The organism is Streptomyces sp. NPDC003456 (genome assembly GCF_042878735.1).
Classification (GTDB): Bacteria; Actinomycetota; Actinomycetes; order Streptomycetales; family Streptomycetaceae; genus Streptomyces.
Genome location: NZ_JBIAOK010000006.1, coordinates 515,783 through 530,918, shown reverse-complemented (window position 1 = coordinate 530,918; position 15,136 = coordinate 515,783). Strand labels below are relative to the sequence as shown.

Here is a 15,136-nt window from a genome sequence, read left to right as displayed (position 1 = left end):
CCGGCTGCGACCGACCGGCTGGAAGGACCGGCTGCGGCCGACCGGCTAGCGGGCCGTCAGGCGGCGGGCCGCCTCCTTGACCGAGGCGCGCAGCCGCTCCCGGTCGGGGTCGCCGCCGCCGACCAGGATGCGCCGCATCTGCGGGACGACAGCCGTCCAGTTGGCCAGGGCGGTCAGCAGGAACAGCAGGTCGGCGGCCGGGATCGCGGCGGTGACGACACCCCGCTCCTGGCCGTCGCGCAGGGCGGCGACCTTGCGGGCGTAGTGCTCCTGGCGGTCGGACTCGTGGGGCAGTTCGGCGCTGCCGTACTCCAGGCCCTCCCAGAAGAGCAGGCGGAGCAGTTCGGGGTGGGCGGCGTGGTAGTCCATCAGCCGGTCGATCCAGCCCTCGATGTCGTCGGGGTCGACGGGGACCGCCTCGGCGAGGTGGAGCATCTTGCGTTCGAGGACGATCGCGAAGAGCTCGGACTTGTTGCCGAAGTAGGCGTAGATCAGCTGCTTGTTGGCCTTCGCCTCGGCGGCGATGCGGTCGATGCGGGCACCGGCGATCCCGTGCCGGGCGAACTCGGCGACCGCCGCCGCGAAGATCCGGGCCTTGGTGGCCTCGGGGTCCCTTGCTGCCATGGGGGAGAGGGTAGCGCGACCAGGTAACCAACTGTTTGGTTGACATGGAATGGCGGGGCGCTCCAGACTGTTGTCCGGTCAGCCAACCAACCGGTTAGTTGTTAGAGCCGACTCCAAGGAGTCCTCCCTCATGCCGTCAGCGACCACGATGACCTCCCCGCAGGCGGGCCGCACCGCGACCCGGGCGCCGCGCACGCCCTCCCCCGGCCTCTTCCTCACCCTGCTCGCGGTGTGCAGCGCGGTCACCGCCGCCAACATCTACCTCGCCGCGCCGCTGCTGTCCCTGATGGCTCGCGACTTCGGCTCGACCCCCTCGGCCCTGGCCTGGATCGCCTCCGTCGCACAGCTCGGCTACGCGGTGGGCCTGCTGTTCTTCGCCCCGCTCGGCGACAGCGTCAACCGCCGCCGGCTGGTCGCCGGGCTCACCCTGGTGACCGCGCTGGCGCTGACGGCCAGTGCCCTCGCCCCCGGCGCCGGGATCCTCGCGGCCGCCGTGTTCGTGGCCTCGGCGGCGACCGTCGTCCCCCAGCTGCTCGTGCCGCTGGTGGCCGAACGGGCCCCGGCCGAGCGGCGCGCCCGGCATGTCGCCGCCGTCATCGCGGGCCTGTTCACCGGCATCGTCGGGGCCCGGGTGCTCGGCGGTCTGGCGGGAGGGGCCTTCGGCTGGCGCTGGGTGTTCGCGGGTGCCGCCGCGGCGACGCTGGTCCTGGGGCTGGCGACCGCGTACGTGCTGCCGTCGCGGCGCAGCCGGCAGGGCTCGCTGTTCTCGGGGCTCGCCGCGCTGCCGTCGGTGCTGCGGGGCTCGCCGGAACTGTGGCGGGCGTGCGTGCGCCAGGCCGGGATGTTCGGTGCGTGGAGCGCGCTGTGGACCTCGCTCGCGGTGCTGCTGACCGGGCCCGCCTACGGGCTGTCCACGGCGGCCGCCGGGCTGTTCGGGCTGTTCGGGCTGACCGCGAGCGCGGTGGCGCCGCTGGCCGGCGGGCTGGTGGACCGGTTCGGCGCGGCCCGGGTGGTGCGCTCCGCGTATCTGGTGGCGGCCGTGTCCGTGCCGCTGTTCTGGCTGGGCGGGCACGCACTCGGCGCCCTGTTCGCCGCGGCGGTCGCGATCCACGCGGCGCTGGTGGCCTCGCACGTCGCCAACCAGACGCTGGCCCTGACCGCGACCTCCACCCCGGCCACCGCCAACACGGCCTACGTGGTCGCCGGTTTCGCGGGCGGCGCCGCCGCCTCGGCCCTGGCGGGCGCCGCCTACGGCCCCTTCGGCTGGGCGGGGGTGTGCGCGGTGGCGGGGCTGTGGCTCCTGCTGGGCTGGGGCGTGACCGCCGTACGACGCTGAGACCTCGCCGTACGGCGGTCCGCGGGACCGTCAGAGGCGGGTGACGTCCAGCTCGCCCTGCGCGTACTGCTTGCGGAGCACCTTCTTGTCGAACTTGCCGACGCTCGTCTTGGGGACCGACTCGACGATCGTCCAGCGCTCGGGGAGCTGCCACTTGGCGATCTTGCCTTCGTCGGCGAGGAAGCCGCGCAGGGCCTCGAAGCCGATGGAGGCGCCCTCCTTGAGGACCACCGTGGCCAGGGGGCGCTCGCCCCACTTGTCGTCGGGCACGGCGACGACGGCCGCCTCGGCGACGTCCGGGTGGGACATCAGCGCGTTCTCCAGCTCGACCGAGGAGATCCACTCGCCGCCGGACTTGATGACGTCCTTGGCGCGGTCGGTGAGCGTGAGGTAGCCGTCGGGCGAGATGGTGCCGACGTCGCCCGTCTTGAGCCAGCCGTCCTCGCTGAACTTGTCCGCAGGACGCAGGGGTTCGGCGTCGGGGCCGTTGTAGTAGGCGCCCGCGATCCAGGAGCCGCGCACCTCCAGCTCACCGGCCGACTCCCCGTCCCACGGGAGGCGCTCCCCGCCGGGGCCGGTCAGCCGCGCCTCGACCCCGGCCGGGAAGCGGCCCTGGGTGAGGCGGTAGGCGAACTCCCGGTCGGTGCCGACCGCGGAGGCCGGCGGGCGGGCGACGGTGCCCAGCGGGGAGGTCTCCGTCATGCCCCAGGCGTGGCAGACCCGCATGCCCAGCTTGTCGAAGGCCTCCATGAGCGACGGCGGACAGGCCGAGCCGCCGATGGTGACCTGGGTGAGGGAGGAGACGTCCCGGGGGTGTGCGGTCAGCTCGGCGAGCAGGCCCTGCCAGATGGTCGGGACGGCGGCGGCGTGGGTCGGCTTCTCGCTCTCGATCATCGCGGCGAGCGGGGCCGGCTGCAGGAAGCGGTCCGGCATCAGCATGTTCACGCCGGTCATGAACGTGGCGTGCGGCAGGCCCCAGGCGTTCACGTGGAACTGGGGGACCACGACCAGCGAGGTGTCCTCGTCGGTCAGGCCCATCGACTGGGCCATGTTGACCTGCATCGAGTGCAGGTAGATGGAGCGGTGGCTGTAGACCACGCCCTTGGGGTCGCCGGTGGTACCGGAGGTGTAGCACATGGCAGCGGCCTGGCGTTCGTCCAGCTCGGGCCAGTCGTAGGAGACCGGCTTGCCGGCGAGGAGGTCCTCGTACTCGTGGACCTGCGCGGTGGCCTCGGCCAGCAGGGAGCGGTCGCCGGGGCCGGTGACGACGACGTGCTCGACGGTCTTCAGGTGCGGCAGCAGCGGGGCGAGCAGGGGGAGCAGCGAGCCGTTGGCGATGATCACGCGGTCGGCGGCGTGGTTGACGATCCAGGCCAGCTGCTCGGGCGGCAGGCGGAGGTTCAGGGTGTGCAGGACCGCGCCCATGGACGGGATCGCGAAGTAGGCCTCGACGTGCTCCGCGTTGTTCCAGGCGAGGGTCGCCACCCGCTCGTCGCCGGTGACGCCGAGGTCCTCGCGCAGCGCGTGGGCGAGCTGGGCCGCGCGGGCGCCGATCTCCGCGAACGAGCGGCGGTGCGGTTCGTCCTCACCGGTCCAGGTGGTCACCTGTGATGTCCCGTGGATCGTCGACCCGTGGGTCAGGATCCTCGAGATCAGCAGCGGTACGTCCTGCATGGTGCTCAGCACGGCGTCCTCCCGGGGCGACATTGCCTGCGCGGTGGTAAGGGATGCGCTGATTCTGCGCACATACCACGCGGTATGTCACTAGGACCGGGTGATCGATCAGATCACGCCGTTGCGGAGGGGAGGCTCACAGCGGCGGACGGCGGGCCGCGCGAAGGGCTTCTCGGGGGTGCCGCGGGCTGCCGGGGCGGCGGGGCCACCGGGCGCTGCGGGCGGTGGGGGCGGGCTGTCCGGATTGCCGCCGGAGGCCGGAGAGGGGGTACGGGTTGCCGCCGGAGGCCGGGGGGTGGGGGCTCGGGGCGGTCGGGCTAGTGGCGGACGAGGCCCAGGTCGGTGTCCTCGCGGAGCTTGCCGAGGGCGCGGGAGACGGCCGACTTGACCGTGCCCACCGAGACGCCGAGCACCTCGGCCGTCTGCACCTCGCTCAGGTCCTCGTAGTACCGCAGGACGACCATCGCGCGCTGCCGGGCGGGCAGGCGCATGATCGCCCGCCACATCGCGTCGCGCAGGGCCTGCTGGTCGGCCGGGTCGTCGCCGCCGGGGCGCGGTTCGGGCTCGGGCAGCTCGTCGCAGGCGAACTCGTCGACCTTGCGCTTGCGCCACTGGGAGGTCCGCGTGTTCAGCAGGGCCCGGCGCACGTAGCCGTCCAGGGCGCGGTGGTCCTCGATCCGCTCCCAGGCGACGTACGTCTTGGTGAGCGCGGTCTGCAGCAGGTCCTCCGCGTCGCTCGGGTTGCCGGTGAGCGAGCGGGCGGTCCGCAGCAGCACCGGCCGGCGGGCCCTGACGTACGACGAGAACGACGGGTAGGGAAGGGTCTGCGCCGCTGGCGCGGCCGCCTTCGAAGCGGTGGTGCAGACGAGTGTGGTCATGGCTCCACGCTAGGAGCGGGGCGTGCCCGGCGGATCGGCCGCAGGTCCCGAAGCGGGATCCCCCTCAGGTTGTAGGGGCGGGGGTGACTGCACCTCCTGTAGGTGGAGCGCGGGCCGGGGAGTACTGCGGGTTCACCCCTGAGGACAGGGACGCGGCCGGTCCGCGGACACGCCTGGGCGGCGGCACCGAAGTACCGCCGCCCAGGCGTTCGTCACCCCACGAAGGAACCCCCCGCACCCCCTGCGCCCCCCGGGCCGGTGCCGCCGCACCGGCCCCGCTCAGCTCACCACCACAGCGGGGTGAAGCTGATCGCCGTGTTGGCATTGCCCTGGTTGACGGCCGTGAAGGCCGAGCCGTTGACCTGGGCGGTGTTGCTCTGGTTGGAGGCGCCGTCACCGACGGCCTGCTGCTGGGTGGTGGCCGCGTTGCCGAAGTTGTCGCCGCCGACGCCGCTGCCGAGGACGCCCTGTTCGGCCTCGGTGACGGCCGCGATCGATCCGCCGTCCGCGAAGGCGCCGTTGTCCGCCGTCGCGACGCCGGCGAAGAGGGCGGCCGCGAGCGGAAGGGCGGAGGCGGCCGCGAGGACGCGGGCGGTGCGGATGCTTGCCATGGTGCTGTCCCTCCAGGACTTCGGAAACCGTGGTCGTGCCGGCTCAGGCCGGCGGTGTGGAACTGCTGTCTTCACCGGGGAAGTTGGCCGGCCGCCCCGGTGCGGTGCTCGACGTCGCGAGTCCAGAGTTGCCCGCCGGACCCCCGGCGAACCACCCCGGAAGCCCTCATTCGCGCGCAAGCGTGAGGACAAGTCGATAAACCCCCTCACGTCACTTCAGCCCCGAACACGGGCAAAAGGGAGCGTTCGATCCCAGGCGCCGCAAGAGGTGAAGCGTTCCGCCACATGTCCCCCGCCGCTTCCCGCTCCCGGCGCGTCCTCCTCGCTTCCCCTTTCCTTTTTCGAACGTACGTACGAAACTAGAGGCATGGCCACCACCGACCGGCAGGCCACGACGCTGGCCCTCGCACACGCCCTGTCAGCCGCCGAGCGCGGGCTGGCCGTCATCCCCCTGTCGCGCACCAAGCTGCCCGCGCTGCGTTCCCCCCACCGCGACGACCCGCTCCCCTCCCCCTGCCACGGCGAGTGCGGCCGTCTCGGGCACGGGGTGTACGACGCCTCCAGCGACCCCGCCCGCATCCGCGAACTGTTCGCCGCCGCGCCCTGGGCGACCGGCTACGGCATCGCCTGCGGGCTGCCCCCGCACCACCTCATCGGCGTCGACCTGGACGTGAAGACCGGCACCGACTCCTCGGCCGCCCTGCGTGAGCTGGCCTTACGGCACCTGTTCACCATCCCGCCCACCGTGGTCGTCGTGACCCCGTCGGGCGGGCGGCACCTGTGGCTGAGCGGCCCGCCGGACGTGGTCGTCCCCAATTCGGCGGGCCGCCTCGCGCCGGGCATCGACATCCGCGGCGCGGGCGGGTACCTCGTCGGCCCCGGCTCGCGCACCGCGCACGGGATCTACGCCGCCGCCCCGGGCACCGCCCACCTGCCGCCCGCACCCTGCCCGCGCTCCCTGCTGCGGCTGCTGCTGCCGCCGCCGCGCACCCACCACCCCCTGCCGGGGCCGACCGGCGGCCACGGCCAGGGCCTGGTCCAGTTCGTCCTCGCCGCGCACGAGGGCCAGCGCAACACCCGGCTGTTCTGGGCCGCCTGCCGGGCCTACGAGGACGGCATCGGGCCCGCGCTCGTGGAGCCCCTGGTCGAGGCCGCCGTCGACACCGGCCTGTCCGAACGGGAGGCCCGGGCCACCGTCGCGTCGGCGGCACGGCTCACCGGGCACCGGCCGTGACCACCGCCCCGCCCGCGCCGGGCGCAGCCCTCACCAGGAACAGCGAAAGTCCCCCATGCCACAGCACGTCAAAGCGCCGGCCCTGGCGCTCGCCCGCCTCGTCCTGGCCTCCGGCCGCCCGGTCGACCTCGCCGAGCTGCGGTTCACCTCGACCTACGGCGACCTGGAGGGCTACCCCTGCAAGCCGGTGAACGACCTGCGGATCCAGGGCCTGCTGCGGGCCGCCCGGCGGGCCCGGCCCGGCACGCCCGTGCACCTGGTCCCGCCGCCGCGCGAGTACCCCGACCAGTACGCGGGCGGCCTCGGGCCGGTCGAGGTGCTGCCCCCGGTGGCCTGCCTCGGCACGTTCCACTCCGCGGCACTCGACCCGGCCCGCGACCCCGTCGCCTACCGCTCCCGCCTCACCGTCCTGTGGTTCCAGACCGCTGCGCGCCTGCCCTCGGACTGCCGGGCCGAGCCCGGGCTGCGGGACCTGGACTGGCCCCGGCTGGCCCGCGACGCCCCCTCGCCCGCGTAGGGACGGGCGGTGAGCGGCGTGAGCGCGTCCCGGACGCAACTGCTGCGCGGGCGGCGCACTCCCCCCGGGCGCACGGACGTCCTCCGGCCCGAACCGCCCGGGCCGGTCCGGCCCCCGGCGCCCCGGGCGTCACGCCCCGGGGCATGACATCGTGAGGGCATGAGCATCGTCGTACGGCCGGCGTCGGAGTTCGAGGACGTCCGGGCCGTCCTGGGCCCGAAGTCGCCCGACGCGAACGTCTGCTGGTGCCTGAGCTACCGGATCCCGTCCCGGCTCAACAACGAACTGCGCGGACCGGCGCGGGGCGAGTACGTCGCCGGGCTGTGCCGGACCGACCCCGCCCCGGGCGTACTCGCCTACGACGGCGACGCACCGGTCGGCTGGGCCGCGATCGCCCCCCGCGCGCAGACCACGTTCGCCCGCAACCGCAAGATCCCGCACGTCGACGACCTGCCCGTGTGGTCCCTGTGGTGCGTCCGGGTCCGCCCCGGCCACCGCAAGCAGGGCATCTCGCACGCCCTGATCGCCGGCGCCGTCGACTTCGCCCGGTCCCACGGCGCCCCGGCCGTCGAGGCCTACCCCCTCGACAACGGCGACGCCAAGGTCGACCTGACCATGGCCTACGCGGGTCTGCGGAAGAACTTCGAACGGGCGGGCTTCACCGTCGCCGCCCCGACGACCTCGGTCCTGTCCGGTCATCCCCGGGTGCTGATGCGCCTCGACCTGCGCTGACGGCGCGCCGGGGACCGCGCACGGAGGACGGGGAGGACGCTCGCGGAAGACCAGGATGGAAGAAGCGCACGGAAGACGCGGAGGGCGCTCACCGAAGACGCGGGAGACGCGGCAGACGCGCATGAGAAGACCCGACCGCTGGCGACGGGGGATGCACCAGCGGTCGGGCCATGGCCAAGGGTAACAAGCGCTTGCGCACCGCGAGCCGACTCTCGGCGACTGAGTGCCGGTTGTGACTGGTATCACTCAACTCCCTTGCCTCACACGGGTGTTGGTGCGTACCGGTGCCGTTCAGCCGTCGCAGGGCGGGTCGTAGGAGAGCCGGGGCAGGTACTCGTGCCAGGTGTCCGGGGTCAGCACGCCCCGGGTCATGGCGCACACGCGCCGCGCGGCCCGGTCGACGTCCAGGTCCCACAGGCGGATGGAGTCCGCTCCGCTCGACACCGCCAGCATGCCGCTGCCCGGGTTGAACGCCAGGTAGTTGCCGGCCTTCGCGCTGGTCATGGACTGGCCGATCGCGTCGGCCGCGGCCGGGTCGGAGACGTTCCACAGCCGGACGGTACTGTCGTTCCCGCCGCTGGCCAGGAACCGGCCGTCCCGGCTGAAGGTCAGCGCCACGACCGCCTCCGAGTGAGCGGTCAGACGCGTCCGCTGCACGGCCCGGGCGGGTGCGGACACGTCCCAGAGCCGGACCGAGGTGTCGTCGCCCGCGCTGGCCAGCGTCAGGCCGTCCCGGCTGAAGGCCAGGACGTTGACCGCGCCGAGATGACCGCGCAGCGGGGCGCCGGCGAGCCGGATCCGGCCCGGGTCGGTCGCGTTCCACAGCCGGATCGTGCCGTCCGCGCTGCCGCTGGCCAGCGTCCGGCCGTCCGGGCTGAACACCAGGTGGTTGACGTACCCCTTGTGCCCGGTCAGCGGCGCGCCGAGCGGACGCGGGCGGGAGCGGTCGGAGATGTCCCACAGCCGGATCGTGCGGTCGTCGTCGGCGGTGGCCAACGTGCGGCCGTCCGGGCTGAAGGCGAGCGGATCGGCGTACCGGATCCGCAGCGGGACGGGCGGTCCGTGGGCCACGGGATGCGCCGGATCAGCGACGTTCCACAACTGCACGGCCCGGTCGCCGGTCACCACCGCCAGCGTGCGGCCGTCCGGGGAGAACTCCAGTGAGCGCACGTCCCCCTTGCCGGGCCGGAACGCCTCGCCCAGCCGCAGCGGCCGGCCCGGCGAGCGCACGTCCCACAGCCGCAGCCGCCCGTCGCGCCCCGCCGTGGCCAGCACCTGCCCGTCCGGCCGGAAGGTCCCGGTCCGGCCGGTCATGTCCGAGCGCGGCAGCGCCCACAGCCGCACCTTGTTGTCACCCGCGCCGGTGGCGAGGGTGCGCCCGTCGGGGCTGAACCCCAGCGCGAACATCTCCCCGCTGCTGCCCGACAGCGGCCCGCCCACCTGCGCCGGGTGGGCCGGGTCGGCCACCTTCCACAGGCTCGCCGTGGTGTCCGAACTGGCGGCGGCGAGCATGCCCCCGTCCGGGCTGAACGCCACCGACCAGACCGGTCCGGTGTGGCCGATCAACGGTGTTCCGACGGCCTCGGGCCGACCGGATCCGGCCATGTTCCACAACCGGATCGTGCCGTCCTCGCCCCCGCTGGCCAGCGTCCGGCCGTCCGGGCTGTACGCCACCGAGTGCACGGTGGAGGTGTGGCCGGTCAGCGGCCCGCCGGCCGGCTCGGGACGCCCCGGCCCGGACGTGTCCCACAGCCGGATCGTGCCGTCGTCGCCGCCCGCCGCCAGGGTCCGGCCGTCCGGGCTGAACGTCACCGAGCGCACGGCGGCCGTGTGCCCGGTCAGCGGTGCGCCCCGTGGCCCCGCCCGGCGCGGATCGCTCATGTCCCACAGCCGCACGGTCCGGTCGTCGCTGGCGGAGGCGAGCGTGCGGCCGTCCGGGCTGAACGCGATCAGGTAGACGGTGCCGCCGTGGCCGGTCAGCGGTTTGCCGAGCGCCTTCGGACGGCCCGGATCCGTCACGTCCCACAGCCGGATCGTGCCGTCGTCCGAGGCGCTGGCCAGGGTCCGGCCGTCCGGGCTGAAGACCGCGCTGCTCACCCAGCTGGTGTGCCCGGTGAGGGGCTCGCCCAGCGCCCGGGGCCGCTGCGGGTCGGCGACGTCCCACAGCCGTACGGTCCGGTCGTAGCTGGCGGTGGCCAGGGTCTGGCCGTCGGGGCTGAAGGTCGTGAGGTACACGGCGCCGGTGTGGCCGGACAGGGGGGTGGCCAGGGGGGCGTTCACCACGGAGATCAGCCGGCTGCTCGCGCCCTCGTCGTCGGGCCGGAGCCGGTGGGCGACCAGGTCGAGCTGCGCGGACAGCGACGGGTCGGTGTCCCGGACGCGGTCGGCCTGCGCGAGCACCTGCTCGAACACGGCCTCGTCGCGCTGCTTCCAGGCGATCACGGCCGCCCCGACCGCCAGCAGGGCCAGGGCCATCAGCGACGCCACCGCGGCCCGGCTGATCCAGATGACGCGCCGGCGCAGCCGCACGGAGGCGGCCAGGAACTCCACCGCGCTGCGGGTGAGGAAGGTGTCCCCGGCCGACTTCGCCCAGGTGTGGGCCTGCTCCAGCCGGGAGCCCCGGTACAGCAGCGACGCGTCGCGGTGCGACTCCTCCCAGGCCCGCCCGTCCTCCTCCAGGCGCTGGCGCAGCAGGTTGCCCTGCCGGTCCTCGTCGATCCAGTCGCGCAGCCGCGGCCAGGCGTGCAGCAGCGCCTCGTGCGTGATCTCCACGGTCTCCGCGTCGAGCGTCACCAGCCGGGCGCGGACCAGCGCCTCCAGGGACTCCTCGGTCTTGTCCGGGTCGGCCGACTCCTCCGCCAGCTGGCGCCGGGTGCCGCGCCGCCGCGTGGCCTGGGTGTCCTCGCCCAGCCGGACCAGCCGGAGCAGCAGCAGCCGGGCCGCCGTGCGGGCGGCCGGGTCGAGCCGGGACCAGGCCCGTTCGGCCGTCGCCGCGACGGCGCCCTGGATGCCGCCGGCCGCGCGGTAGCCGGCCAGGGTCAGCCGGCCCGCCTTGCGCCGCTGCCAGGTGGCCAGCAGGGCGTGCGACAGCAGCGGCAGCGCGCCCGCGTCGTGCGCACCGCGCGGGCCGTCCGCGCCGACCTCCCGGACGATCAGCTCCGCGAGGCCGGGCTCCAGTTCCAGTCCGACCGCCTTGGCCGGGCCGGTCACCGCCTCGCGCAGCTCCGCGGCGGTCAGCGGCCCGAGCACCATGTGCCGGTGCTGGAGGGCGTCGGCCAGCTCGGGGTGGCGCAGGCACTGCTCGTAGAAGTCCGCCCGGATGCCCAGGACGACGATCGCCGGGGCCGGTTCGCCGGGGGCGGCGGGGGAGCAGGCGGCGTGCAGGGTCTCGATGAAGATCCGGCGCTCGGTCTCGTCGGAACAGAGCGTGAACGTTTCCTCGAACTGGTCGACGATGACGACCGGGCGGGCCCCGGAGGGATCCTCGCGCAGCGCCCAGGCGGTGACGGCGGCGCGGACGGCGGCGGAGAAGGAGGGAGTACCGGGTTCCGGGGCGGGGACCGGGGTCGTGGGGCCCGGGGCCGGGGCAGCGTCCGGTGACGGGGCGTCCGGTGACGGAGGTGGCGTGGGGGTGGTGGCCCGGGAAGGCCGGGACCGGCGGTGGGGTGCGCCGGGCGGATCGGGCGAGCCGGGCGGACGGGGCGAGCCGACCGGGCCGGGGTGCCCACTCGGGCCGCTGGGGCCGGGGGCTTCCGGACCGGTCCGGCCGTCCCCGTCGGACGGGGCGGTCGTGTGTGCGGGACCGGTGAGAGGGGTCCCGCCGGTGTCGGCAGGGGTGCCGGGGGCGTCGGGGTCCGGGGCGATGCCCGGAGCACCGGCGTCCGGGGTGGTGGCGGGGGTGTTTGCGTCAGGGGCTGCTCGACGGGTGTCCCGGTCCGCTCCGTGCGGGGCGTTCCCGTCCGCACCCGCACCCCCCAGGGGCCCGTCCGCACCCGCACCCCCCGGGGTCCCGGCCGCACCCGCACCCCCCGGGGGCCCGGCTGCTCCCGCACCCCCCGGAGCGTCCCCGCCCGGCCAGGCCCCCGGCGGTCCCCCGGGGTCCCGCACGGTCGGGAGGACGGAGGCCAGTTCGGGCACGCACCGGGTGAGTTCCGCCAGCGGGTCACTGCCCGGCAGGAGTTGGGCGACCAGCCTCTCCGGACCGGCCCGGCCCTCACCGTCCAGGTCGGCGGCGGCCCCGCCGTCGGCCGGCGCGCCCTCCCGGAGGGCCGGCACCAGACCGGCGTTGAGCAGGGAGGACTTCCCCGCTCCCGACGCACCGACCAGCATCACCAGACCGCCGCCCGCCGACGGCACGGCCGCGAGCTGCTCGACGAGCGCGTCCGTGCTGCGCTCCCGGCCGAAGAACCACCGGGCGTCCTCCAGCCGGTAGGAGGCGAGTCCCCGGTAGGGGCACACCCCGCCGGGCGCGGGCGCCGGGTCGGCCGGGACCTGCTCCTCGGCCGGTGACGCCGCCGGTCGTTCGCCGGCCGGACCGGCCACCGCGCTCTCCCACAGCCGCTGCCACTGCCCCACGTCGTAGAGACCGGGGGACACCGGGGTCGGCCGCGCCCGGCGCGCCTCCGGGATCAGCACCTGCAGCACGGCCGCGAGGGCGGCGAACTGGGCCGGTACGTTCCGGGCCCGCCGCCAGTCACTGATGCGCTGGGCGGACACCCGCACGGGGCGTCCTCGTTCGTCGACCCGCTGGAGCCGTACGACCGCTTCGGACACTCGTTTGAGCGGGGGATTGCCGGCTTCCTTGTACAGCAGGGCGAGGCGTTCCGCGAAGGCGGTGCGCGCCCCCGAGTCGGAACCCAAGGTCTCCCCTCCTCACTTCCGATCGCCTGTACGTCCGGTCCGGAAAACTCACTCTATATATCTGACCTGCAACGACGCCGTCCGCTGAGCCCCGGAACCTCCTCCTCCGTGGCCTGAAATGGCAGGATCCGGACGCAGTAGCGCACCCCATCCGGACAGCTTCCGTCCGAGCCGACGACGGCGGAATCCACCGTTCGGTACCGGTCCCCACGAGGGGAGGGACCGGTGCCGGACGACGTGGTGAGCCTCCCCGGCCGGGTGCGCTCTCCAATCCTTTGCACCGCCCCGGGCCCCGGCGTCCCGCCGCCCCGTGCGCGCGTACCCGGCACGGCCGCCCAGACCGGTTCAGCCGGTGGCCGGCTGGGCAGGGAACACCCGAAGCGCGCGGCAGGCGACGGCGTCCGGAGGGGGACGAGGGTTCATGAAGGTCTCGGTCGACCGCGATCTCTGCTACGGCTCCGCCGAGTGCGCCTACCGGGCCCCGGACGTCTTCGAGTTCGTGGACGACTACGGCGTCGTCCGCCCCGGCCGCGCGGAGTCGGGCGACGACCCGCGGGTGCGGGAGGCGGCGGAGAGGTGCCCGAGCCAGGCGATCTCCTTCACCGGGCCACCGGCGCCGCCGCCCGGGCCGGCCGCCGGATGACGGCACCGGGCCTGCTCGCGGTCTTCGCCCACCCCGACGACGAGTCCCTGTCGGCCGGGGGCGTCCTCGCCCGGCACGCGGCGGCCGGCGGCCGTACGGCGGTGGTCACGGCGACCTGGGCGCCGGACAGCCCGCGCGCGGCGGAACTGGCCGACGCCCTGCGGCTCCTGAGCGCCGGCGAACCCCGGATGCTGGGCCACGCCGACTCCCGCGTCCCGCACTCCGCCCCCGGCAGACCGCGCCTGTGCGACGCCCCGCTGGACGAGGCGGTGGGCGCCCTGGTCGCGCAGATCCGGGCCGTGCGCCCGGAGGTCGTCGTCACCCACGACGCCTACGGCGGCCTGACCGGCCACGAGGACCACGTCCGCACGCACCGGATCACCCTGCTCGCCGCCCACGCCGCCGGCCTCGAACGCCTCCACCCCGACGCCGGCGCCCCCTGGCAGCCCAGCGCCCTGTACCTGGCCACCCATCCCCACTCGGCGGTCGGGTCCTGGGGCGAGCACCTGGCCTCGGTGGGCAAGAACCTGCGCACCGTCCCGGACGAACACGTCACCGCGACGGTCGACGTCACGCCCTGGCTGGACCGGAAGGTGGCGGCCGTCCTGGCCCACCGCACGGAGGTCGAACGGGGCGCGGCCCCGGCCCTGATCGCCGGCCTGTCCGGGCCCGAGCGCGCACGGCTGCTGGGCACGGAGCACTACACCCGCCACACCCTGCTCCCCACGCCGCCGCCGCGCACGGACCCCATGACGTGGCAGGACCAAGCGGATTGACGTAGCAGCACCACACGGACCCGCCCGGACCGGACCGCCGGGTGGCGCCGTCCGCCGGACGCCGCCGTCCGCCGGGCGCCGCCGCCGACGCACGAGCGTGCCGACGGCGCCGTCGGCTCACTGCTCGGCCGAACTGCTCCACCGCAGCCGGGACAAGGCGCGCGCCCGTGCCTCCACGACGGCCATCCGGGCCTCCCGCTCGCCCCGCTCGGCATGGGCCGGCTGCCCCGTGACCTGACCCTCCCACTTGCGGTACAGCAGCCCGACCTCCGCCGAGAACCAGCCCCGGCTGACCGCGTCGAGCGCGAGCAGCAGGCCGGTGTCCTCGGAGGCGGGCAGGGCCATCCACCCGCCGAGCGCGAGCAGCAACTCCCGCCGCACGCACAGCGAGGCCGGGTGCACCGGGAGGAGGAAGCCGTCGGCCTTCCACCGCTCCAGTACGCTCCCGCGCTCGATCGGACCCTCGCCGGGATCGCCGGGGAAGGCGGCGGTCGTCCCGTCGGGCAGCAGGTCGAGCACCCGGGAGGTCACCCAGCCGATGCGCGGATCGCCCTCCAGCACGGCCAGATCCCGCGCGAGCACGCCGGGCGCCAACCGGTCGTCGGCGTCCAGGACCTTCACGTACGCCCCGTCCGCACGGGCCAGCGCGATCGTCCGGGCCACTCCGGGCCCTCCGGCCCGCCCCTGCCGGAACGTCACACGGGGGTCGCTCGGCACGTACGGCCGCACGTCCGCGCTCTCCCCGTCCTCCTGCACGACCCACTGCCACCGCCACCCCTCGGGCAGCCGCTGCTCGCACAGAGACGCGTAGGCCTGCGGCAGGAAACGGGCATGCGGCCCGTGCACAGCGGTGACCACGACGACACACCGACCGCCGACGACGACCACCCCTCACCTCGCCCCGCCGGCGCCCGGGACACCACGGCGCCGGCCCACACCCCGAAAGCCTACGGACCCCCGATCACCGGCCACGAGGCACCCCGGGCGGAGACGCGGGGGTCAACAGGACGCCCTGGTAAGCCCCTTGGCAACGTGCTCGAGGTCATCACGCCACGAGATCCGGCCGGTACGCTCGCGCGCATGACCCCATCCCCGACGGACTCCGAGGCAGCCCGCCCGACCGCGTTGCGGGGCGTCTCCCTGGTCTCGCTGGGCGTCTTTCTCGTCAGTTGGGCGCCCGTCCCCACGAAGTGACACGTAGGGCCAAAGTCCCCTGCCCCGGCCGCGCGTGACCGAGCGGGGAGCACCGGG

12 protein-coding genes are annotated in these 15,136 nt (G+C 74.9%); 6 read left to right on the top strand and 6 right to left on the bottom strand.

Annotation, left to right across the window (positions count from 1 at the left end; all coding sequences use genetic code 11):
• Positions 1-45: 45 nt before the first annotated feature.
• Positions 46-624 (bottom strand): TetR family transcriptional regulator, encoded by a 579-nt coding sequence (locus tag ACFYWG_RS26740; RefSeq protein ID WP_389203936.1) that lies wholly within the window; start codon positions 622-624, stop codon positions 46-48.
• A gap of 130 nt (positions 625-754) precedes the next feature.
• Here ACFYWG_RS26740 and ACFYWG_RS26735 point away from each other — a divergent pair, with 130 nt between their 5' ends.
• The gene (locus ACFYWG_RS26735; protein ID WP_383499053.1) at positions 755-1,960 is read left to right on the top strand and encodes an MFS transporter; all 1,206 of its coding nucleotides are present in this window, start codon (positions 755-757) and stop codon (positions 1,958-1,960) included.
• A 30-nt stretch (positions 1,961-1,990) separates the two neighbouring features.
• Here the strand turns inward: ACFYWG_RS26735 and ACFYWG_RS26730 are convergent, their stop codons facing one another.
• From ACFYWG_RS26730 to ACFYWG_RS26720, 3 genes are all read right to left on the bottom strand, one after another.
• Positions 1,991-3,667 carry a long-chain fatty acid--CoA ligase gene (locus ACFYWG_RS26730; protein WP_383499050.1) on the bottom strand — a complete coding sequence of 559 codons (1,677 nt, stop codon included), beginning with the start codon at positions 3,665-3,667 and terminating at the stop codon, positions 1,991-1,993.
• A gap of 284 nt (positions 3,668-3,951) precedes the next feature.
• Positions 3,952-4,512: a SigE family RNA polymerase sigma factor gene (locus ACFYWG_RS26725; protein WP_383499047.1), complete on the bottom strand. Its 561-nt coding sequence runs from the start codon at positions 4,510-4,512 to the stop codon at positions 3,952-3,954.
• 284 nt (positions 4,513-4,796) lie between these two features.
• Positions 4,797-5,123, bottom strand: a complete 327-nt coding sequence (locus tag ACFYWG_RS26720) for a hypothetical protein (protein ID WP_383499044.1) — start codon at positions 5,121-5,123, stop codon at positions 4,797-4,799.
• Between the two features lie 367 nt (positions 5,124-5,490).
• Here ACFYWG_RS26720 and ACFYWG_RS26715 point away from each other — a divergent pair, with 367 nt between their 5' ends.
• The 3 genes from ACFYWG_RS26715 (at position 5,491) to ACFYWG_RS26705 (ending at position 7,606) form a co-directional block, all read left to right on the top strand.
• Complete coding sequence (locus ACFYWG_RS26715; protein WP_389203935.1) at positions 5,491-6,357, top strand: bifunctional DNA primase/polymerase; 867 nt, start codon at positions 5,491-5,493, stop codon at positions 6,355-6,357.
• A gap of 55 nt (positions 6,358-6,412) precedes the next feature.
• Positions 6,413-6,874 (top strand): hypothetical protein, encoded by a 462-nt coding sequence (locus ACFYWG_RS26710; protein WP_383499038.1) that lies wholly within the window; start codon positions 6,413-6,415, stop codon positions 6,872-6,874.
• Positions 6,875-7,033: 159 nt separating this feature from the next.
• Positions 7,034-7,606, top strand: coding sequence for a GNAT family N-acetyltransferase (locus tag ACFYWG_RS26705; protein WP_383499035.1), 573 nt, complete (start codon positions 7,034-7,036; stop codon positions 7,604-7,606).
• Between the two features lie 291 nt (positions 7,607-7,897).
• On the opposite strand, the gene ACFYWG_RS26700 is transcribed toward ACFYWG_RS26705, so the two are convergent.
• Positions 7,898-12,466, bottom strand: coding sequence for a hypothetical protein (locus ACFYWG_RS26700; protein ID WP_389203934.1), 4,569 nt, complete (start codon positions 12,464-12,466; stop codon positions 7,898-7,900).
• 421 nt (positions 12,467-12,887) lie between these two features.
• On the opposite strand from ACFYWG_RS26700, the gene ACFYWG_RS26695 reads away from it, so the two are divergent.
• Together ACFYWG_RS26695 and ACFYWG_RS26690 are read left to right on the top strand one after the other, a co-directional pair.
• Entirely contained in the window at positions 12,888-13,109 is a 222-nt protein-coding gene (locus tag ACFYWG_RS26695; protein ID WP_389203933.1) for a ferredoxin, read from the top strand.
• Entirely contained in the window at positions 13,106-13,885 is a 780-nt protein-coding gene (locus ACFYWG_RS26690; protein ID WP_389203932.1) for a PIG-L deacetylase family protein, read from the top strand. The genes ACFYWG_RS26695 and ACFYWG_RS26690 overlap by 4 nt, the downstream gene beginning before the upstream one ends.
• 117 nt (positions 13,886-14,002) lie before the next feature.
• On the opposite strand, the gene ACFYWG_RS26685 is transcribed toward ACFYWG_RS26690, so the two are convergent.
• Entirely contained in the window at positions 14,003-14,743 is a 741-nt protein-coding gene (locus ACFYWG_RS26685) for a glycosyltransferase family 2 protein (RefSeq protein WP_383499026.1), read from the bottom strand.
• Positions 14,744-15,136: the final 393 nt, after the last annotated feature.